This is a genomic window from Nitrospirota bacterium, assembly GCA_030645475.1.
Classification (GTDB): Bacteria; Nitrospirota; Nitrospiria; order Nitrospirales; family Nitrospiraceae; genus Palsa-1315.
Genome location: JAUSMA010000060.1, coordinates 309799 through 329237, shown reverse-complemented (window position 1 = coordinate 329237; position 19439 = coordinate 309799). Strand labels below are relative to the sequence as shown.

The 19439-nt window shown below is 56.5% G+C and carries 17 protein-coding genes; 10 read left to right on the top strand and 7 right to left on the bottom strand.

The annotated features are described in order from the left end of the window. Positions 1-4: 4 nt before the first annotated feature. From Q7U76_11875 to Q7U76_11855, 5 genes are all read left to right on the top strand, one after another. The gene (locus Q7U76_11875) at positions 5-1240 is read left to right on the top strand and encodes a hypothetical protein (protein ID MDO8357080.1); all 1236 of its coding nucleotides are present in this window, start codon (positions 5-7) and stop codon (positions 1238-1240) included. Next, a complete protein-coding gene (locus Q7U76_11870; GenBank protein MDO8357079.1) occupies positions 1222-3012 on the top strand; it encodes a Wzz/FepE/Etk N-terminal domain-containing protein in 1791 nt (596 codons plus the stop codon). Before Q7U76_11875 ends, Q7U76_11870 begins: the two co-directional genes overlap by 19 nt. Before the next feature lie 23 nt (positions 3013-3035). After that, positions 3036-3872 carry a CpsD/CapB family tyrosine-protein kinase gene (locus Q7U76_11865; GenBank protein ID MDO8357078.1) on the top strand — a complete coding sequence of 279 codons (837 nt, stop codon included), beginning with the start codon at positions 3036-3038 and terminating at the stop codon, positions 3870-3872. Between the two features lie 7 nt (positions 3873-3879). Continuing rightward, complete coding sequence (locus Q7U76_11860) at positions 3880-5280, top strand: AAA family ATPase (GenBank protein MDO8357077.1); 1401 nt, start codon at positions 3880-3882, stop codon at positions 5278-5280. Between the two features lie 138 nt (positions 5281-5418). Next, positions 5419-6852 carry a porin gene (locus Q7U76_11855; protein ID MDO8357076.1) on the top strand — a complete coding sequence of 478 codons (1434 nt, stop codon included), beginning with the start codon at positions 5419-5421 and terminating at the stop codon, positions 6850-6852. 37 nt (positions 6853-6889) lie between these two features. On the opposite strand, the gene Q7U76_11850 is transcribed toward Q7U76_11855, so the two are convergent. Together Q7U76_11850 and Q7U76_11845 are read right to left on the bottom strand one after the other, a co-directional pair. After that, positions 6890-7591, bottom strand: a complete 702-nt coding sequence (locus tag Q7U76_11850; GenBank protein ID MDO8357075.1) for a hypothetical protein — start codon at positions 7589-7591, stop codon at positions 6890-6892. Positions 7592-7627: 36 nt separating this feature from the next. After that, the gene (locus Q7U76_11845; GenBank protein MDO8357074.1) at positions 7628-8668 is read right to left on the bottom strand and encodes a PstS family phosphate ABC transporter substrate-binding protein; all 1041 of its coding nucleotides are present in this window, start codon (positions 8666-8668) and stop codon (positions 7628-7630) included. 211 nt (positions 8669-8879) lie between these two features. Between Q7U76_11845 and Q7U76_11840 the strand changes: the two genes are divergently transcribed. Continuing rightward, the gene (locus tag Q7U76_11840; protein MDO8357073.1) at positions 8880-9587 is read left to right on the top strand and encodes a response regulator transcription factor; all 708 of its coding nucleotides are present in this window, start codon (positions 8880-8882) and stop codon (positions 9585-9587) included. A gap of 192 nt (positions 9588-9779) precedes the next feature. Here the strand turns inward: Q7U76_11840 and Q7U76_11835 are convergent, their stop codons facing one another. Then, positions 9780-10163: a CBS domain-containing protein gene (locus Q7U76_11835; protein ID MDO8357072.1), complete on the bottom strand. Its 384-nt coding sequence runs from the start codon at positions 10161-10163 to the stop codon at positions 9780-9782. Positions 10164-10445: 282 nt separating this feature from the next. Here Q7U76_11835 and Q7U76_11830 point away from each other — a divergent pair, with 282 nt between their 5' ends. Further along, complete coding sequence (locus Q7U76_11830) at positions 10446-11243, top strand: hypothetical protein (protein ID MDO8357071.1); 798 nt, start codon at positions 10446-10448, stop codon at positions 11241-11243. A 104-nt stretch (positions 11244-11347) separates the two neighbouring features. On the opposite strand, the gene Q7U76_11825 is transcribed toward Q7U76_11830, so the two are convergent. Together Q7U76_11825 and Q7U76_11820 are read right to left on the bottom strand one after the other, a co-directional pair. Further along, complete coding sequence (locus tag Q7U76_11825; protein ID MDO8357070.1) at positions 11348-12004, bottom strand: hypothetical protein; 657 nt, start codon at positions 12002-12004, stop codon at positions 11348-11350. 556 nt (positions 12005-12560) lie between these two features. Beyond that, positions 12561-12773 carry a fibronectin type III domain-containing protein gene (locus tag Q7U76_11820; protein MDO8357069.1) on the bottom strand — a complete coding sequence of 71 codons (213 nt, stop codon included), beginning with the start codon at positions 12771-12773 and terminating at the stop codon, positions 12561-12563. A 1036-nt stretch (positions 12774-13809) separates the two neighbouring features. Between Q7U76_11820 and Q7U76_11815 the strand changes: the two genes are divergently transcribed. Beyond that, a complete protein-coding gene (locus Q7U76_11815; protein MDO8357068.1) occupies positions 13810-14280 on the top strand; it encodes a methylglyoxal synthase in 471 nt (156 codons plus the stop codon). A gap of 156 nt (positions 14281-14436) precedes the next feature. After that, complete coding sequence (locus Q7U76_11810) at positions 14437-15387, top strand: hypothetical protein (protein MDO8357067.1); 951 nt, start codon at positions 14437-14439, stop codon at positions 15385-15387. A 123-nt stretch (positions 15388-15510) separates the two neighbouring features. On the opposite strand, the gene Q7U76_11805 is transcribed toward Q7U76_11810, so the two are convergent. After that, the gene (locus Q7U76_11805; protein MDO8357066.1) at positions 15511-16632 is read right to left on the bottom strand and encodes a hypothetical protein; all 1122 of its coding nucleotides are present in this window, start codon (positions 16630-16632) and stop codon (positions 15511-15513) included. Positions 16633-16693: 61 nt separating this feature from the next. Then, entirely contained in the window at positions 16694-17107 is a 414-nt protein-coding gene (locus tag Q7U76_11800) for a hypothetical protein (protein MDO8357065.1), read from the bottom strand. Between the two features lie 662 nt (positions 17108-17769). Between Q7U76_11800 and Q7U76_11795 the strand changes: the two genes are divergently transcribed. Then, positions 17770-19419, top strand: a complete 1650-nt coding sequence (locus Q7U76_11795) for a DUF839 domain-containing protein (protein MDO8357064.1) — start codon at positions 17770-17772, stop codon at positions 19417-19419. Positions 19420-19439 lie beyond the last annotated feature (20 nt).

Below are 19439 nucleotides of genomic sequence, written 5' to 3'. Positions count from 1 at the left end.
CCGAATGGGACCATCGAATGCCGATTTCAAGCCTGTGTCCGTGGGAATCCGGCTGCGAATGCGCATCTTGGCCGGCTTGTGTGGCCTGATGCTGATGACGTCTGCCGGTATTCGAGGAGAGGTTGGTGCGGCCGAATGGTCGGCAGAGCCGTCGTTGAGCGTGAAAGGCGAGTACAACAGCAATTTATTATTGTTCAATGGGAACAATGAAGTCTGGGGCCATTGGGTCAGCCCGGCTGTGAAATTCAAGGGATCTACAGAATCGTTGGCAGTAGAGGGAAACGTCAAGAGCGACTTCGTTCAATACTACGGCAACCAGGACAGAAGCCTGACGAATCTGTATTTCCCGTTGCGGGCCTCGTACCAGTCGGATCGGCATACGTTCGGATTCGAGGGCGGCTTCACCAGGGACAATACGTTGATGGGGGAATTGAAACAGACCGGATTCGTGTTGGGTTTCACCCAACGAAGCCTGTGGACGGCCATGCCCAGTTGGACGGTTGGCATCACGGAACGGCTCTCCTGGCAAAGCAACTACCAGTTCATGGATGCGCAGTATGAAAACGGGCTTCGATTGGGTCTCGTGGATTATCAAGTGCACGGGGGGACGACGGGACCGACCTATAACCTCGGTCTGTTGGATCAAGTCCAACTGACCGGCGAATACACGGTGGTCCTCACGCCCGCCATCCGGCAAGACTCCACCTATTACGGCCTGCAGGGCGGGTGGACTCACGACTTCGGCCATGAGATGACCGGTTCATTCTCCGGAGGAGTTCGGTTCGTGACCTCGACGCAAGAGATTCCAGGAGGGGCGCTGACCGATCGTGAGACTGTCTGGGTCTACAAAGGGACTCTCCGGAAGAACTTTGAGCGCACGACGATTCAGATGGACGTCAGTCGAGAGATCAATCCCAGCGGGTTCGGCCTGTTGCTGCAAAGCGATCGCCTGGGCGGATCACTGTCGCACAACCTGACTGAAACCCTGAGCGCTTCGTTGAATGGAGGCCTCTACTTTGTGTCGGGGGTCGTGACCAATGCCACGAGCGGCTCCGTGCCGCAGTCGAGCTTCACCTCGTTGAGCCCGAGCCTGTCATGGAAGTTCAGTCCATGGTGGACGCTGGATGTTTCGTACGCCTATGCGGAACGTGCCGTGAATAGCCTGAATCAATGGAATTTCTCACATTCGACGTTTGTCATGGTGACGTACGGAGGACAGAAATGGTCGGTGTCCCGATGAGCAGCGGCCGTGCGCCTCAGGCGACAAGAACGATGGACGCTCCGGCAAAAGATCTCTATGACTATCTGGCATTGCTGCGCCGGCGCAAGACCTTGATTCTCATGGTCGCCGCGTCGCTCTTGGCGGCCAGCGCCGCGCTGGCGTTTCTGCTGCCGGCGGTATATCGGTCGACTGCGACGATTCTCATCGAAGAGCAGGAAATTCCACCCGATCTCGTCCGATCGGCCATTGCAACCTACGCCGATCAGCGTATCGAGACGATCAAGCAGCAAGTCTTGAGCCGTTCGACCTTGTGGCACATCGTCGAGCAATATGGCCTCTACAAGGATCTTCGGAAGCGGAACCCGACGGAAGAAGTTCTCGCTCGTTTCGTCAAGGACATCCAGATCGACGTGATGAACGTGAAGGTCATCGATAAGCGCACACAGAATCCCACCCAGGCGACGATTGCCTTTACACTGTCGTACGATGGCGAGAGCCCTGAACTGGCACAGAAGGTAGCGAATGAGCTGACCAGCTTATTCCTGGGTGAAAATCTCAAGACCCGCGAACGGCATGCGCAGGAAACCACCGCGTTCTTGAAGCGCGAGGCCGAGAGTCTTTCGCATCATATCCAGGATCTGGAAGGCAAGCTGGCGGGGGTGAAACAGCGAGCCGCCGGTGCGCTTCCCGAACTGGTGCAACTGAATATGCAGCTCATGAGTTCGACTCAACGGGAAGTCATCGATAGCGACCGCGAGATCAGAAGCTTGAAAGAACGAAAGACCTACCTGGAAGGAGAGCTGGCCACGCTGAAGCCGCATACCCCTCTCATCAATGCGAGCGGCGACCGGATGCTGGATACGAGCGAGCGCTTGAAGGCGCTGCGCGCCCAATATGCCAGCGCATCGGCCTACCTCGAACCAGAGCATCCCGATCTCATCAAGATGAAACAGGAGCTGTCGTCGCTTGAGAAGGAACCAGGCGCGACGGATGGGCGTGAGGAACTATCGAAGCGTCTGACAGCGGAGCAGGCGTCGCTCGCGGCATTGCGTGAACGGATGGAGGCCTCGCATCCCGATGTGGTGAAAGCTCAGAATGTCGTCGCCTCGCTCGAACGAGAACTGCAGGCCGCAGTAGCCAGGCCGCCAAAACCGCTCACCGTGAAGCCAGAGAATCCTGCCTATATCAACATTCAGTCGCAGTTGGCATCGACGACGGCGTCACTGCAATCTCTGGAAAAGGCACGGGTAGATCTGAAACAGCGAATGGCCGAATACGCCAAGCGAGTGGAGACGACACCGACGATCGAGCCCGAGTATCTTGACCTACTGCGGGATCGTGAAAATTCTGTGCGCAAATACCAGGAGATTACCTCTCGCTTAATGGAAGCTCAGGTCTCCGGTGAATTGGAAGTGCAACGAAAAGGGGAGCGGTTCTCGCTGATCAATCCGCCGGAGTTGCCGGAGAAGCCCGACCGCCCCAACCGGATGGCGATTCTGCTGCTGGGTGCGTTTCTCGCCGTCGCCGGAGGAGTAGGAACCGGCGTCGTTGCGGACAATGTGGATCGCACGATCCATACGTCCGACCAGCTTGGTCGCGCCATGGGGATGCTCCCGTTAGGTGTGATTCCCTATCTGCCGTCTGAAGACGAAGTGGCGCAGCTTGGACGCCGCCGAGCGGTTGTCGGTCTTGCCGGACTCGGCGTGCTGGTGGTTGGCGCAGTCGTCCTCCACCTGACATGGATGCCTCTGGATGTGTTGTGGTACACGATCATGAGAAAACTTGGCTGAGCGGGAGAGAAGGGGAACGGCTGATGGACTATTTGCAACAGGGGCTAGAACGGTTCAAGCAAGAGCATGGATCGGAGGTACCGCCTCAGAGGCGGCAAGCCGGCGCGTCCCGACCGGTGCCCCCGCCCATCGTCTATACCTCGACGAAAACCGTTGAACTCACCGATGAGACGATGCGGACCCAACGGCTGATTTCCGGGTTCGAAGGAGGCGCCTTTGTCGACGCCTTTAAAATGCTGCGAACACAGGTCGTGAAACAATGCCGTCAGAACGGGTGGAATGTATTGGGCGTGACGAGTCCGACTCCACACGAAGGAAAAACGCTCACGGCGGTGAATTTGTCACTGGCGCTGGCGATGGATTTGGCTCACACGGTTCTGCTCGTCGATGCCGACATGCATCGGCCGGCCGTTCACGAGGCCTTCGGTATGGATAGCTGTCCCGGCTTGACCGAGCATCTCTTTGACGAGGTGCCGCTCGAACAGCTGTTGATTCACCCCGGGATCGGCCGGTTCGTGTTTCTTCCAGGCGGACGCGTGATCGCGAATTCCGCAGAGGCTCTCGCCTCGCCCAAGATGGCGGTGTTGGTGGAGGAACTGAAGCACCGGTATCCCGCAAGGCTTCTGGTATTCGACTTGCCGCCGCTGTTATCGCGCGCCGATGTCCTGGGGTTCGTTCCACACATCGATGCGCTGCTCCTGGTCGTCGAAGAAGGCCGGACGGCCTCGACGGATGTGAAGCGGGCCATGGGGCTGCTCAAGGGAAGCGTGCCGGTCCTTGGCGGCATCTTGAATAAATCCGGCCGAGGGGCACTCACGAAGCGTCGGGCGAACGACCTTCTCATGACAAGTTCGAGGTAACGGATAGATGTACGAAACCTATTATCGGCTGCAGATCAAACCGTTCACGCTGCTGCCGGACCCCGGATTTCTCTTCCTGGGATCCAAGCACAAGATGGCGCTGAGCCTGCTGGAATATGGACTGGTCAACGGTTCCGCCTTTATCGTGATCACCGGTCATCCGGGCACAGGGAAAACCACGCTTCTGAACCGTTTGTTGGAGCAATCGCGCCATCAATGGACGATCGGCCTGTTGGCGAATACGCATGAGGGGTTGGGCGGGCTCATGCCTTGGATTACGGCATCTTTCGGCCTGGAGACGAAAGGCAAGAGCGAAGTGGAGCTCTATCATGAGTTCGGGAGGTTTCTCGAGGGGGAGCAGGCTGCCGGACGGCGTGTTTTGCTGGTTCTCGACGAGGCCCAGAACGTCGGATCGGTGATGCTGGAAGAACTGCGCCTGCTCTCGAACCTGAACGATGGGCGGCGGCGTTCGTTGCAGATTCTGCTGTCGGGACAACCCGCGCTTCGAGATCTCTTAGAAGGGCCTGGGATGGAACAGTTCGCCCAGCGCATCGCAGTGGAATATGCGCTCGAGCCGCTGGCCAAGGAGGAGGTCATTGCCTATATCGCCCATCGAGTTCACATAGCCGGTGGACGGAGGCCGTTGTTTTCCAGACTTGCCTGTTTGAAAGTCTTTGCGTTGACCGGCGGGGTTCCCCGGCTGATCAATCAGCTCTGTGACCATGCGTTGGTGTATGGGTATGCCGCACAGGTCGAAATGATCACGGCACAGGTCGTTCTCGATGCCGCACGTGTCCGTGACAAGAACGGATTTCTGCCGTTTCGGGCAATTCCTGACACGATCGAGCCGAGCCTGAGCGAACTCGAGGCGGAAGCGGAGGAGGTGGCCGCACAGACTTTAGTGCGGTCTGAGCCGAAGGGATCCTCGCCGAGCACAAACCCGGCATCTTCGCCTGATCCCGCATCTTTCTACCGCAAGGCCCTTTCATTGAAACAGGCGGGAGAGTTTTCTCAGGCCCTCGCACTCTTGGACCGGCTGACGGACGATGGAGTATGGGGCATCAAAGCACTCGGGCAGAAAGGACTCTGCTTGAAGGCGATCGGTCGGTACGAGGATGCGCTGGCCGCTTTTCGCACGGCGCTTGACCGTCCGTCTGGATCGCCGCAGGACCTGGTCTCGCTCCGGTATCTCTACGCAAGGACGCTGGAATCCATGGGACGGTCCCAAGAGGCCGTCGAGTACTATCGAACGATCAGCCGTGAGAGCCGACAGTATCGCGATGTGGCCGTGCGGCTCGATCAGCTGGCCCCCTCCACGCCGCTTGATGCCGAGGCCATGGCCTCCCCACCAACGTGGTTACAGTCGTTGGTCAGGAGCTGTAGCCAACTTCTTCGCAGCACCAGCTGACCGACCAACCAACCATTCACCCCCATCCTTCTGGCAAGTTAACCGTTACCGGACCTAGCCGTAACCTGTCTGTAATCCCCGATTCCTATTCTGCTCCCAGCAATATGTCCTGGTACATTTCTGAGCTGCGGAGGGCGGATGAAAATCGGATTGAGTCGTGCAGTCTGTCTGGCAGGAGGCCTCATCGCATCGATCCTGTTCGGGGCATCGGATGGATATGCAGGAAAACTTGAAGATCTCCTGTTGGAAAACAAGCAAATCACGGTCGATCAGTGGGTTCAGCTCAAGGCCGATGAGGAAAAGCGGCAGGTCAAGGAGTTCGAGGAAAGTCGGGGAGTCGGCGATGTGCCGATTCGAGAGCGCTGGTACGAAAAAATCAGCATACGTGGCTATACCCAATTCCGCTATAACAACTCCACCAATAATAATCTGTTGATCAATCAGCAGGGAGACCGCTCGATCGGAAAGAACGATGAGTTCTTCTTGCGCCGGGCTCGTGTGATCGTCAGCGGACAACCGCATGAGCGTGTGTTCATCTATGTCCAACCGGAGTTTGCCAGTCTCTTGGCCGGGACCGAACAGACTGTCACGTTACGTGACTGGTATGCCGATCTCTTTCTCACGGAAAACAAGGAATGGCGAATCAGGGCCGGACTGTCGAAGGTGCCGTTTGGGTTCGAGAACATGCAGTCCAGTCAGAACCGCCTGGGCCTAGACCGGAACGATGCGATCAACAGCGCCCAAAACAATGAACGGGACCTCGGCCTGTTTCTCTACTATGCGCCGACACATGTGCGAGAACGATTCCGTCGTCTCGTAGACAGCGGACTCAAGGGCTCAGGTGATTACGGCATGCTCGGCATCGGCGTTTATAATGGGCAGACGGCTAACAAGCGCGATGCGAACAAGGACAAGCACGTCGTATTCCACTCCATGTATCCGATGGAGTTCCCCAATGGACAAATGTTTCAGGTCGGTATGGATGCCTATACCGGACAATTCAACGTTTCGACGGCGCCGGTGGTGCCTCTCGCAGGAGTTCCCAACGAGCAGGTGTTGGGAGGGTTTTCGCCAATTCTGAGAAACGGTGGAAATTATCTGGACGAGCGGGTCGCCTGGCACTTCGTGCTCTTTCCCCAGCCCTTCGGTCTTCAAGGGGAATACACGATCGGGCGGGGCCCTGAATTGAACCGAGCCAGGACAGAGGTCACAAGCGGCACCCTCCGGGGGGGATATCTTCAGTTGTTCTATAACTACCGTTGTGAAAGTCTCTGTGAGAGCGTCATGCCGTTTGTCCGCGCGCAGGAATATTATGGCGCGAAGAAGCACGAAGCGAATGCTCCGAAGAATACGGTGCGGGAGGTGGAGGTTGGCTTGGAGTATCGGTTCAATCAGGCGCTCGAACTGACGTTGGAGTATACCTGGACACAGCGGACGTCAGCAGACTCGTCCGCGACTCCCGCATCCTGTGCCGACAATTCTCTGGGGATAGGGGCGCCGGCTTGTATCCAGACCCCCTATCAGCTTCAGTCAGGCAACTTGGTCCGATTTCAGCTTCAGTGGAGTTTTTAAGCGGTTTCGGCAGGGAGAGATTGCAACGGATGGAGTTCTACGGCGCCGTAGAGACTGGCTTCACGGGCAGGCGGTGCACCTGAATGATCAGCTCGCGCCTATCCCATTTGAGCAGCTTCCCGACTCCGAAGGAATCTGTCGATCGCTGAAACTCCGGTGGCTCGAACCGCAATGTCCCTTTCTGGGGGGTCAGAGAGCGAAGGGGAGTTAGTCTGTCATCCTCTGTATCGGCTACGGTGGTATCGGCAGTGGTATGGGTGTCCGACCGATTGTTGCTCAGCAAGACATGCAGGTCCTCTCCATCCAGAAACATCCCGCCTGACGTGACTTCGCGTTTGACGCCTGACACATGCCGGGACTGGTAGAACGTGACCACTTCCTCGGGCGTAGCCTTGCCGATGGCCAGGCTCAGCAACGGAGCCCAAAAGAGGACAGCATCCTCGTCGAACGCTCGGTGCCGGCGCGGAATACTCAAGTCGTCGTAGAGTGGCAATCGCACCAGCGGCTCTTGGATCACGATACCTCGCAGGACTGCCGCCATACGCTCGGTTGATATGTCGGCCGGATGGCTGTGTCCGCTATTCTGTCCAACAGAGGGATCGGCTTGGAGTCGAACGAACGCGTTCGGCGTCTCATAGATGGTGAGGGTCGGAAATTGCCCTGATGAACAGCCGACGAACGCCGTGAATCCAAGAGCGAGCCATGCATGGAAGCGAAAGAATGCAAGCGATCGTTTCATGCAGGTAGTCTTTTCCTCACGACGAGAAATGAAAAATTACTCGCTGATCGGACGGCCAGGCGACTCAAGTTGAACCGCTTTGACAGAGCCGGACCATTTGGATGTGAGTCGTGTCAGTTCAGCCAGGGACAGCGGAAAATATCCGTGATCGAGTGCGAGTTGCTGGCCTTGTTGGCTCAGGGCAAACCGCACGAGTTCCGTCAAGGCCTGCGACGGTGCAGTCTTAGGCGGCCTGGCGATATAGAGATAGAGGTTGCGCCTCAAGGGGTACGACCCATCCATGGCCGTTTGGAAGTTCGGCTCGATGTAGCGGCCACCCTTCACTGAAGCAATCGGAACGGGTTTCACCATCGAAGTCCGGTAACCGATTGCGCTAAACCCGATGCCTTGCGGGTCCTTGACCAGGTCCAGCACCACTGACGCAGATCCTTGGGCGTTGATCAACTGAGGGCGAAACGTCCCGCCTTTGCAGACTTCTTCTCTGAAGAGGTAACTCGTGCCGGATTTCCCGTTCCGTCCATGGAGTCGAATAGGAGCGTCAAACCATTCGTCCATCAGTCCAACGAGTCCCCAGGAGTCAACGGCGTAACTCAAGCCGCGCCGCCGTTCGCGGCAGAACATGGCATCCAATTCGTCCAGGGACAAACCGGTAATCGGATTGTCCCTGTGAACGAAGATGGCCAATGCATCGTTTGCGACGGGAACTTCAGTCGGTTCGTAGCCGTATTCCTTGACGAATACAGAGATCTCTGCAGCCGTCATGCGCCGGGACATCGCGGCGATCTCGGTCTGATGTGCGAGGAGAGCCTCCAGACCTGTTTCTGATCCCGCTCCTGTCGCGGTAATTTTCATCCCGGGATGCCGGCGAGAAAGATCGCCGACCCATGCGTCGATCAACGGTTTCATCGTGTCGGAGCCGGCGGCCGTGAGCTTCCCGGAAATCTGTTCCTGAGCGGCGTAGGCGGGAATCTGAGGGTCTAGTTCCGGTCGAACTTGAGCCAACGCCTCGAACCCAAGTCCGAGCGATAAGCCAAGAACGATGAGAGGGGACCAGAGGATCCATCGGCGATATTCCATCAATCATTGCTCCAATCAAGTATTGCTTCACGGTACCTAATCCTATTGTTATAAAAACCAGAGGTTTCTGCCAGGTCAACGATATGTTAACTCGGCGTTAACTCCAGGCAGTCATGAGGGTGCACAATTTGTCTTGAGGTGTAGGAGTTTACCGACAGTTAACACCACCCTAACGATGATTTTTTCATGTCCGGTCTATAGTCACCTCGTAATGTTGGCTACACCACCACCGATGACCGTCGCGCGGAATACGATTCTGATCTTCATGGAGGCTGAGCCATTCGCTCAGTCGCTCAAGAAGGCTTTCGACGCGAGCGGATATCAGAGCACGGTCGTGACGACCAAGTCTGCTGCTTATGCGGCAGCCAGAACATCCGTGCCCTCGCTGATCATCATCGATCGGCAACAGAGGACTCTTGCCAATTTGCGCCAACTCCAGACTCTCGTTGCCGTACCTATTGTCGCGGTGCAAGAGGGGACGGTCCCTTGTACCGAAGACGACTGTATCCGAGATTATGACCAAGGCGTAGACCTGGTCATCTGCAGTCAAAATACTCGTGAGCTCGTCGCCCGCGTGCGCGCTATCTTGCGGCGGCGTGAGCCTCGCCTGGAATCGACGACGTACTATAGTGCCGGCGCGCTTCGCATGGACCTGGACCGCCACGAAGTGACCGTCAACGGTCGATTGGTCGATCTGACTCCGAAAGAATTTCAGATCCTTCGTCAATTTCTCGAATCGCCCAGCCGGGCCTTCTCCCGTCAGGAAATGCTCAATCGGGTCTGGGGCGACGGGTTTGCCCTGGAAGAACATGCCCTCGACGTCCACATCCATTCCCTCCGGCAAAAGATCGAAGCGGATCCAGCTACCCCAAAAATCATCGTCACCGTGCGTGGTATCGGCTACAAACTGAGAGCCTAACGAGGTTTTCCTTTTTGCCATTCAGGCGCAATCGCTGCTGTTTCGGCGTGAGGTGTGTGGCCAGAGGCTAGGGGTGACCCAATCGTTCTGAGGCGGACTAAACTAATAGGTTCCAAACTGCTCAGGCCCCTTCCTTCCGCAAGATATGCGGAAGGAAGGGGCCTGAGTGAAAGTGCGTGAAGTACAGAGTGTTTAGAATTCGTCGATGGAGACCGGCCGGAGTAAATCGCGAACGGAGAGGATTCCCACCACCGATCCACCCTTGGTCACACCGAGGTGCCGTGTCTGGTGCCTGTTCATCAAGTCTGCCGCTTCGGTGAGGGGGCAGCGTTCTTCGATTCCGACAATCGGGCTGCTCATGATGTCTTCGACAGGAATAAAGTAGGGGCCACGGTCCGAGCCGACGACCTTCCTGACGATGTCCGATTCGGTGACAATGCCAATCACACGACCTTCATGAGAGATCAGCACGCTGCCCACATTGCAGGCCTTCATCAGCTTGGCCGCCTCGATCACCGAGGTGCCCGTATCGACGGTCACGAGATCTTTCTTCATCAATTGTCCGACTGTAATCATCTGTTCCTCCATTCAATGTAATTGTATTTCTATTAAGATGATCCTACCTGGTCTGCATTGCGCCCCAGTTAGAGGTGTATTACCGGTGCGTAAATTTCAGCACGTATGAGCAGCCTTGCCGAAACCCTGGATTGTGCCATTGCTGCTGCTTCATGCTAGCAGGCTCGCAGCCTCCATCCGTTAACCCAATCTTAACTGGAGCCCTGTCGCCTTCCTCAGTATTATCCCTTCGCCGATGTTCTGAATGGGATAAACCGGTTGGATGAAGGAAGATAGAACTCTATGAGCTGGACGACTCGTGTCTGGACCGTTGCGATCTGTCTGTGGGCTATCCCAACTCATGCCGCGGTTCTCGATCCCTGGGCCTTCACGTCGCTGGGGACCCTAAACGCGTCTGATGCCATCTCCATCAACACGGACACACTTCAACTTACTGGTGGGGCCTCCTACACCGGCGTGATCGATCCGGTATCCGGCGCGAGCATCTTCGCGTTCGATGACATCACCGCCACCAGTCTCTCCATCTTCGGAACCCGCACGTTGGGGTTGCTGTCGAAGGGCAATATCGCGTTCACCGAAACGATCGACCTGCTTGGCAGCGGTGGTCTTGATCTGGTCGCCACCGGCACGATGATACTCGCGAACTTACAGACCAAGGGAAACGGAGAGGCGGTATCTCTCACAGCCAATCAAATGAACGTGGGAGGGATGGTGGATGCTGGCGCCCGGTCGATTGTGGTGGCGAACAAGACTGAAGCCATAGGGCTAATTAGACCGAACAACATTGTGAGTGGAACGGCGGGGATTTCTGGCTCGAGCGGGTTAGTGGTCACGACCGGAATGGGGATCGCCCAACACAATGTGGAATTGGGCTCGGGTCTGATCAGTCTGACCGGCGGAACTATCTCGGGCCGAGTCGCCGTTTCTACGGCAGGTCAGATCATCGGCACTTCTGGAGTGAGCCTCGTTGCGCCTGTTCCGTTGCCCGCCGCACTTCCGTTATTTGCAACCGGGTTTGGGATACTCTCTCTGTTCTTGAAGCGCCGGAGACTCTCACGAAAGTGCGGGGTCGTTGCTTGACTTCGCACTCCGTCATCCACGTCGAGCACATCGTCGAAATCCAGGGTACTAGGTCCAGCATGTTCTCATTCTCATCCCATTGGCCTGGGTAAAGATCATCCGCCTCATTGTTCGAATTCGTCCCATCCGCTCATACGGCTGCCGAAGACCAGCGTTCTGTGGCTCGTGGTGACGAGGATGAGACCATTCTCGTTAGTCACCTTCGTGATGTGCTCGTGCAGGCCAAGTGCTTTTGAGGAGAATGCTCCGAGTAGCGGGCCGAATCCTATCAGACGCTCGTTGGTGACGGCCACCGCGCCGTAGTCGTTGCTGTGCATCCGTTCGACTCTTTCATGCACTCCGAGCGCTTCTTCGAACCAGATACCGTTCGCCCCGCGAAATCCATAGATATGGGTATCGGTCCTTACCAGACTGAACGTGGGCATCATCCTCCGCTCGACAATTTTCTCGCGCACATCGCGATCTATGTCGCTCCAGGCGAAGGTCCGGCTTGAGAATCCGAGCAGCCGCCGCGAGGTGACGACGATGGCATTGATCCCCTTGGCTCCAGAACCGACGACGATCTCCTGCACATCCAGAGGGATCTCCCGACGGCCGCTCAAGGGGCTGGTTGCTACGGCCTGCCCCCCTTCGATCCAGACGGAGACATCATCGTCGAGTTCAAGAGTCTGTGCGTTGGCCAAACTCAGAGGACAGGCCAGCGCAAGCATAAGCAGTGGAAAGACATACTGGGTTCTTGAGGCTGGTCCGATCCATATCACGAGTCATTGTACCGCAGTTGGAGGCGGGATCGAAGGACGCAGGGGAGACTGCAGGATATCGTACATCATTCGCTTTTCAGGGAAACGTACGGGACTATTACCTGCCTCATCACTTGATGTCGTAGTACTGGCCGAGCCCCTCTAGTTAGAATTCATCAATTCGAACAAGATCACAGTTTATCGGCGAGAAGCCGTCCGGACGAGAAAACTTCCGAAGAGCTGACTAGTTTCATTGCTGGACGGGTGGCCACTGCTAAAATGAGTCTCGCCGAAGTTGATAGAAAGCAGATAGTCGATCTTTCTTAGCTGAGCAGAGAATGGTGCACCGATTGAGGGAGATCAACGAAGGGTTAAGAACGAGTTACGCCGAAGGGCCGTGAGGGAAGGACGAGGAGGCATATTCTTTCCTGAGAGGTCGGCAGTATGTGAAGACGCCCAATTATTTACATACAGTGAGATATACCGCGACAGCGGGTGAGAGCGATTGATGCCACAAAAACACCGCCTTCCTTCGCGCACGTGTCCGTTCGATCTGTATGAAAGCGCGTGGCGAAAATCAGAATAGGTCGAATTGAATGGGACTGGCTGGTGGGCTCTCTCCGGCGGCATTGTAGGCCGTCACGGTAAGATCGTATCGCTCACCGATCGGCAGGTCTACGGTAAGCTGGGGCTCGGAGCCGGCATCGATTGTCTGTCGGACCGAGGTGGACAGGGCGGTGATGTACGCTCTGTATCCAGCCGCATTGCCAGATGAGGAAGGGCTCCACATGAAAGTTACTGTCCTTGTCGGGGACCTGTTTTCCGATCTGAGCGGTTCAGCGGCAGTCCCATTCTCCGGCGTATCGCGCTGAGATCCTCCTCCGATTGTTTCATAAGAGGCTGGAGCCCTATCTGCTGGCGCTGGCACATTCGCCGGATCGACGGCATCCCCGGATGTCGAAGGCGTGAGCGGACCGTCGTTTCCACCGATCGGTTGTTGAGGGGGCTGTGACAGGGAAGGATGTGAAAGAATCGTCCCTTGTGAGCCCGTGGCAGGCTCTTGAAAGTCGCCACAGGAAACGAGCAGCAGTCCTGAGAGGAACGGCCAGAGAATTGTTTGGATGGATAAGCGCCGGAGCATGGATCCTATCGATAAATTGAGCGCCTCGATACATTCGTTGGACAGACTGTGCTCGGTAAGTACTTAGCGGCAGGCCTGTTACGGGAACTTCATGGTTGATGTAACAGGATTGTTAATAGTTCTTCGACGAACGCACAACAGGTCGTCAGCGATGCCACGATCTTTGATAGGCATCGTTTACACGACCTTTAGATCCCCGGAATCGTTTGGTGACAGCACATGGGTATGCTTCTGGTAGCCATGTTGGGAACATGACTCGGATGTTGTTCTGTTTACAGCGGCTTTGTTATCGACGCCGTGGCGTCGCAGTTGGAAGTTGAACCGGGCGATGGAAGAGATGGAGGGGAATCCGTATGTTTACCGGCATGAGGGGAGCCTTCTTCTTGTTCGTCTCTCTCGTCTTTTTCCTGATGATCGTCAGCCTGCTTGGGTTGGGAGCCGTGATGAGACCAGTCCGGTGGAGTGAACGTCCGAGACATGCGGGATAAACGTCCTCTTTTCCTCAGTGCTGACCGCTTGCCCGCACTCCATCAGCCCTCTTGATGCCGTGCAAGAGCGATCGAAATCCTCCCGCAAGTCATTGATCCCATGGACCATCCTGGGTATGAAACCCGCTCGTAACAGTGGCCGGGCATACTCTGTATAGAATCACTGCAGAGGAATATATCCGAATCAGAGGGTGATCATGCACGACAATATCGTACCGATGGCCGAGCAGAAAACGATCGCCATCGTGGCTCATGACAACCAGAAGCAGGATCTTCTCGCCTGGGCCAAATTCAACCGCGAGGCGCTCGCGGGCCATCACCTCATTGCGACCGGGACGACATGGAAACTGCTCCACACGGAACTCGGTCTCCCGGTGATTCGGCTCCAGAGCGGACCGTTGGGAGGGGATCAGCAGATCGGAGCCAAGATCAGTGAAGGCGAGATCGACGTCTTGATCTTCTTCTGGGACCCGCTGGAACCGCACCCGCATGACCCGGACGTGAAAGCGCTGTTGCGGATTGCCGTGGTGTGGAATATTCCCATCGCCTGCAACCGGGCGTCGGCGGACTTTCTGATCTCGTCTTCTCTCATGCCGCAGGAGTATCAGCGCCTCGTGCCGGACTACGATGGCCATCGGAATCGCCCGGTCCATCTGGACGCGGCGTAGTCTGGCAGCAGAACGATCAGTATTTACCTCATGCTAGCCTTGAATTTACCTGCCTGTAACGTGGGTCGGCGAAGCTCATAGCAGACACTATGAACTGGAAGAGTCATTGGCGACACAAGTCGGTTGGTTGCCGGTTTTCTCAATCGAAAGGAAGGCATGTACAAAGGAAAGTTGTCGGCGTTACAAGAATTTATGAGCGAGGTCAGTGCCCTGGCGTTTCATGCCGTGATCGTGGCGCTCAGCGCTGGAATTGCCTGGTCACTGCCGAGCATTGCTCGGCAATTCCTGATATTCTGGTCGCGTGTCGAACAGGAGAAAATCCTCTTGCTGACCATTGAGGTCGGCGTGGCGCTGGTGCTCATTGTGATTTCCAATTATCTGTGGCGCGCGCATCAAGACCGCCGGCAGGCCGTGATGGCAAGGGGCGCGGGACTGGTTTCGTTTTTCCCGTTGCACGATCCTGGGGCCGGCAAAACCATCCGTGACCTGAAGCAGCAGCAAAGTTTGGGCCGCACAGTCCTCGCTATCGGGGTGACCGGCCATGGCACGGTCGTGGGCGATAAGGCTGAGATGCATGTCTTGTTGGAAACCTGTCTCGAAGCAAAATTGATTCTCTTGAATCCCTTCTCGGAAGAAGCGGCCAGGCGAGCCCAGTCGCTCTCACATCCGGACATTTCTCCGAACCGATTCCGGCAGGAACTGCAAGACACGATTGCCCTGATCAAGCGGTTTCGCGCCAGCGGAAAGGTCATCCGGTTGAAGCTCTACTCAGATCGGCCACATTTGCGAATGGTGATCCTCGGCGACTATCTTTGGCTCCAGCATTACCACACGGGCCTCGACGTCCGCTGGATGCCCGAATATGTCTTCCAACACAACCTCGACCATCACGGGCTCTATACGCTCTTTTATCAGTACTTCACGAAACGCTGGGAGAATCAGGAGATTCCCGAATACGATTTTCAGACGGACGAACTGGTCTATCGGGCAAGAAACGGTAGCGAATTGCGCAGAGAATCGTTCGGGCTTGGAGACTCGGCCGAGTTGATGGCGACGGCAGCGGCGTTGGCTGAACCAAGCCTGGCGGTGGCTCAGGCCGGAATCTAATGCGCGAGATATGGATACGCCGCCCGGTGTCGGTGAGACGTGAATTGTTACCTGTGTATGGTTGCTGAATCGATTTCTGGGCAGTCCTATACCTCACGTTTCACCGTTTATGTCTTGTCTTTGTCAGTGTCCGCCCATCGGGAAGAACGACACCCCGATCGAGATGGCGATCAGCACGATGATGATCCACTCAAGCACTTCCATGCGGCGGGTGGTCGCCCGGTCAGACATCTTGCCGTAGATGCTTTCCAACGTCTCCAGCTTACGCAGAATGCTCGCATCCCAGGCTTCCAGGTGGAACCGTTGGGAGGCGAGGCGGTAGACGCGAGCCAAGTACTGGTCGCCTAAGAGCTTCAGGGTGTTCGTCACTCGCTCGAAGAGGAGTGCGCCATCGACTTGCAGTTGCGCGATATGCGTGGTGTCCTTGTCGTGCGAACCGGGAAGGGGGAGCAGGCGAGGCTTTCGTGCGAGCGCGGCATACCCTTCATCCAACGCCGCATCGAGCTGTTCGTCGAGCATCCGCATTTCCAGGAGTTCCACATTGGCAAATTCCAGCACCGCTCGCACGTCGTCCATGTCTTTTCCAAAGAGGACGGCCGAGTGCCAATCGATGAGTGCGGCGTCTTCGACTCCATACGAAATGCGGCAGGACGTGGCATCTTGAATTTCCTGATCTGCGAGCGGGGTCCGTTCACCGCGTAGCACTTGCGCCAGTTCTGCTTCCCGGCTTGTCCAAAGCGGAAGTCCCTGCGACGGCGAATAGGATTCGATCGAGAAGATGATGTAATCCTCCACCTCTTTGGCAATTTTCGGCCGTTCGATCGACGGATGAAGCGCCTGAACCAGTTGTTCCACCCGCTTGCGGGATTCTGTGAGCAACGGCTCGTTTTCGTAGAGCGATTCACTGAGCTCCAGCAAGCCCTCGAAGGGACCGTTGAGCGTAAATCTGTACGTGATGGTGACCGCGCCGAAGTCATACACCATGACTTCGACTGTGGGGCTGGATCGATATTGGCCGACCGCGAGGCTTCCGCCTTCTTGCATGAGGCGGAGCGGAGCCGGCCGGTATTCGAAATATTGAGGGGATCTCGTTTTATGCCGGAGGCGGCCACGCTGCGTGTCGGCGGTGATCCGGCGGTTCACTTCCTCCAAATTGATCGACCACCCGATATCGTAGGCAAATACCGCATAACAGGTGCCGCTGTTGATCGTGAGTGACGGAAGCGGTGTAGTGTTTATTGACATCCTTTTCATGTCCTTCACGGGAATGGAGGGCCCAACAACAGCCCGGAATCCGATCGGTCGATTAGGGGGAAGTCAGCTCCTGTACGATGCCCTGACTGTCGTAGCGGATACGAATTTCTCCCCGTAACCGTTCCGTCCTCTCCCTATTCAGATCATGGGCGCCTAGCCCAGGATCGATCCGTTGCATGCTGGTCACGGCTGTTCCTGAGGGGCCGATCTGAGCGGTGGGAATTTCGAGGCGAGGGGCCGAAAAGATCGGGCGATAGACGGCGGTGTCCCCACCAGGAGACGCGATGACCATATCGGGTGGCCCGTATCGTTCGATCACATCATGCTTCGTTGTCGCGCCGACACGAATCCAATCCGGATGGCCAGGCGGCGAGACACATCCCGCGAGAAGACTGAGCACTGGCAGCATGATCGAGACAGAAAGCAGAAATGAATTATCTGTGACCGGCAGCGAGATATTATTCATGAGTGGCTCTCCGTTTCACACTCGGTCAACTCTACTCTCTCCTGGCAAGGCGACACAAATCTCATCTTGGGCTGACTCAGCAATGTTCCTCCTTTTTCATATTACATCACTCCGCATCATCTTAACGCATGCCTGCTGCGAATTCGGCTCCGATGAAACCACGCTGTTGCACGATCTTCATACAACAGAAACAATGTCGTAACGAATCAGTGGCATGGATACTGTCCGTCTTCCAGAGCACCTGTCTCTTGGAGATCATGCGGTTCAGTCCGTGGGAATTGGAGGTTCTTGTGTTGATCGAACGGCTGCCCATGTCGACAAGGTGGCTGAAAACTGGTCTGCTCTGGTTTGCTCCGCGCGCGCCTCGGTCCTAGTCTTATTCTCCCTCCGTCGATCCACACGATCTCACCTCGCGTGAACAGGTAATTACTTAACATGGCTGTTACGCGTTCTTGAGGCCAGTCAGATCGAGACGTAACGGCTTGCTGTGACACTGCTTCCTGTGGGAGTGCCGAGAGCGTGGCGGCAAGAAGGAGACTGCAGCTTCTTGATGCTGTGCGGTTCCCGGCTCAATCGGACATCAGGACAGCATGTGATCCTGCATGTCTCTCAGTCTGCGACCGTTCCCAGCCTTTCACGCACCCAACTGGAGGAGGGCGGAGATGGCACAGTCGTTCGGGCAGAGAGGGCTCAGTCAATCACGAGTGGCGACATTCACAATGGCACGCTCGCTGCAGCTGGTTTCATCCGGCACGGTGAGGAAATGTGGAAAGGAGTCGATGATGGCAAAACTCAAGAAGCGATTGGTGAAATGGGGGTTCGCTGCGGCGAAAGTCGGTTTGGCCGCTTCTATTCTTGCGGCTCCGGCTGTGTCTGCCCAGGCGAGTGAATTCGAAGGGTTCGAGGGGTTAGATTTTGGCGCGCTCGTCCAGCGTGGACTGGAGCGGTCTTCCACCGTGTGGTTCGGAGTCGGCAGGCCCCTGAAGGAATCGGCTTCACCCACGACAGGAGATTATCGAACACCGACTCAAAGGGCTTCGGAGCATGTGTTGTTGGCCGATGGTCTCAAGGCCGAGTACGTGACTCGGATAGCCGCCAATGCGGCGGACATGTTCGCGTTTTGGCCGAGTGACGAGAGTCCGACACACCTGATTTTCTGCATTGAGGGAGGGCGTCAAGACCTTGGGACCTTTCTGCCGGGTGGCTTGGTCAGAAAATTCAATCCTGCCGTACAGCGCATCAAGCTGTCGGACGGCTCGGTGGAGACGATCCTGCGCGGGACGATAGCGTGCGACGGCATTCGCCGTACGCCGTGGCAGACGATCCTGGCGACAGAAGAGGCCAGTGACGGCGGGGCCTATGAGATCCTGAATCCGTTGGCCGTGACGAATCAGACGATCACGGATCGTGCGCTGGGTTCCATCGTCGATGAGAACGGATTACCCTCCACCTCGATTGTGAAGCGGACGGCGTTGCCCAAGATGGCGTGGGAGGGAATCGGAGTGACGCCCCAGGGTGTAGTCTATGCCGGAGATGAACTGCGACCGGGCACTCCGGCGAACGCCGACGGCGGCGCCATGTTTAAGTTTGTTCCGGCGATCCCCAGGACCACCAACGCCCCCATTGCCACGCTTGCGGAATCTCCTTTTGCTGCCGGCAATGTGTATGCGCTTCAGGTGTCCTGCCAGAGCGCCACGCAGCAATTCGGGCAGGGCTGTGAAATCGGGAATGGCGCCTGGATCAATGTGAGCGCGGCGAACGCACGGACAGACGCCAATACCATGGGAGCGACCGGCTACTATCGTCCAGAGGATCTTGAGTTGGATGACATGTTCGAGGGGCCTGGTGTTCGTTTCTGCTGGACGAATACCGGTCTGGCCGAAGGGGGCAACTATGGGGAGGTCCTTTGCGGTGTAGATTCCGATCCCCTGACTGCGAGCGCGACTCAGCGAACGGTCGTCGTGAACCGATTTGTTGAAGGCGATCAGGACATGAACCAGCCGGACAACTTTGCTTTCCAACCGAAGACCGGGAATCATTATGTCATCGAGGACAATCCAAACGGAGACATCTTCGCCTGTTTGCCGGATGGCGCAGACCTTAATCTCAAAACCGACGGCTGCATCAAGATTCTGTCGGTGAAGGACTCGTCCGCAGAACCGAGCGGCTTTAAGTTCTCTGCAGACGGGCGGACGGCCTATTTGTCGATTCAGCACAGCAGCGACGGCTTGATGCCGAAGATCGACGATTATGCGACGGACGACATCATCAAGATCACTGGGTTCAAGATCCCTTTCCGGTTTCAACACTGAGACGCGGCCGTCCACGCGTC

Coding starts and splice junctions, on each gene's coding strand:
- Q7U76_11795 (MDO8357064.1), top strand. CDS start 17,770: ATGGCACAGTCGTTCGGGCAGAGAGGGCTCAGTCAATCACGAGTGGCG.
- Q7U76_11800 (MDO8357065.1), bottom strand. CDS start 17,107: ATGAATAATATCTCGCTGCCGGTCACAGATAATTCATTTCTGCTTTCT.
- Q7U76_11820 (MDO8357069.1), bottom strand. CDS start 12,773: ATGTGGAGCCCTTCCTCATCTGGCAATGCGGCTGGATACAGAGCGTAC.
- Q7U76_11875 (MDO8357080.1), top strand. CDS start 5: ATGGGACCATCGAATGCCGATTTCAAGCCTGTGTCCGTGGGAATCCGG.
- Q7U76_11855 (MDO8357076.1), top strand. CDS start 5,419: ATGAAAATCGGATTGAGTCGTGCAGTCTGTCTGGCAGGAGGCCTCATC.
- Q7U76_11810 (MDO8357067.1), top strand. CDS start 14,437: ATGTACAAAGGAAAGTTGTCGGCGTTACAAGAATTTATGAGCGAGGTC.
- Q7U76_11870 (MDO8357079.1), top strand. CDS start 1,222: ATGGTCGGTGTCCCGATGAGCAGCGGCCGTGCGCCTCAGGCGACAAGA.
- Q7U76_11840 (MDO8357073.1), top strand. CDS start 8,880: ATGTTGGCTACACCACCACCGATGACCGTCGCGCGGAATACGATTCTG.
- Q7U76_11850 (MDO8357075.1), bottom strand. CDS start 7,591: ATGAAACGATCGCTTGCATTCTTTCGCTTCCATGCATGGCTCGCTCTT.
- Q7U76_11805 (MDO8357066.1), bottom strand. CDS start 16,632: ATGTCAATAAACACTACACCGCTTCCGTCACTCACGATCAACAGCGGC.
- Q7U76_11815 (MDO8357068.1), top strand. CDS start 13,810: ATGCACGACAATATCGTACCGATGGCCGAGCAGAAAACGATCGCCATC.
- Q7U76_11865 (MDO8357078.1), top strand. CDS start 3,036: ATGGACTATTTGCAACAGGGGCTAGAACGGTTCAAGCAAGAGCATGGA.
- Q7U76_11835 (MDO8357072.1), bottom strand. CDS start 10,163: ATGATTACAGTCGGACAATTGATGAAGAAAGATCTCGTGACCGTCGAT.
- Q7U76_11830 (MDO8357071.1), top strand. CDS start 10,446: ATGAGCTGGACGACTCGTGTCTGGACCGTTGCGATCTGTCTGTGGGCT.
- Q7U76_11845 (MDO8357074.1), bottom strand. CDS start 8,668: ATGGAATATCGCCGATGGATCCTCTGGTCCCCTCTCATCGTTCTTGGC.
- Q7U76_11860 (MDO8357077.1), top strand. CDS start 3,880: ATGTACGAAACCTATTATCGGCTGCAGATCAAACCGTTCACGCTGCTG.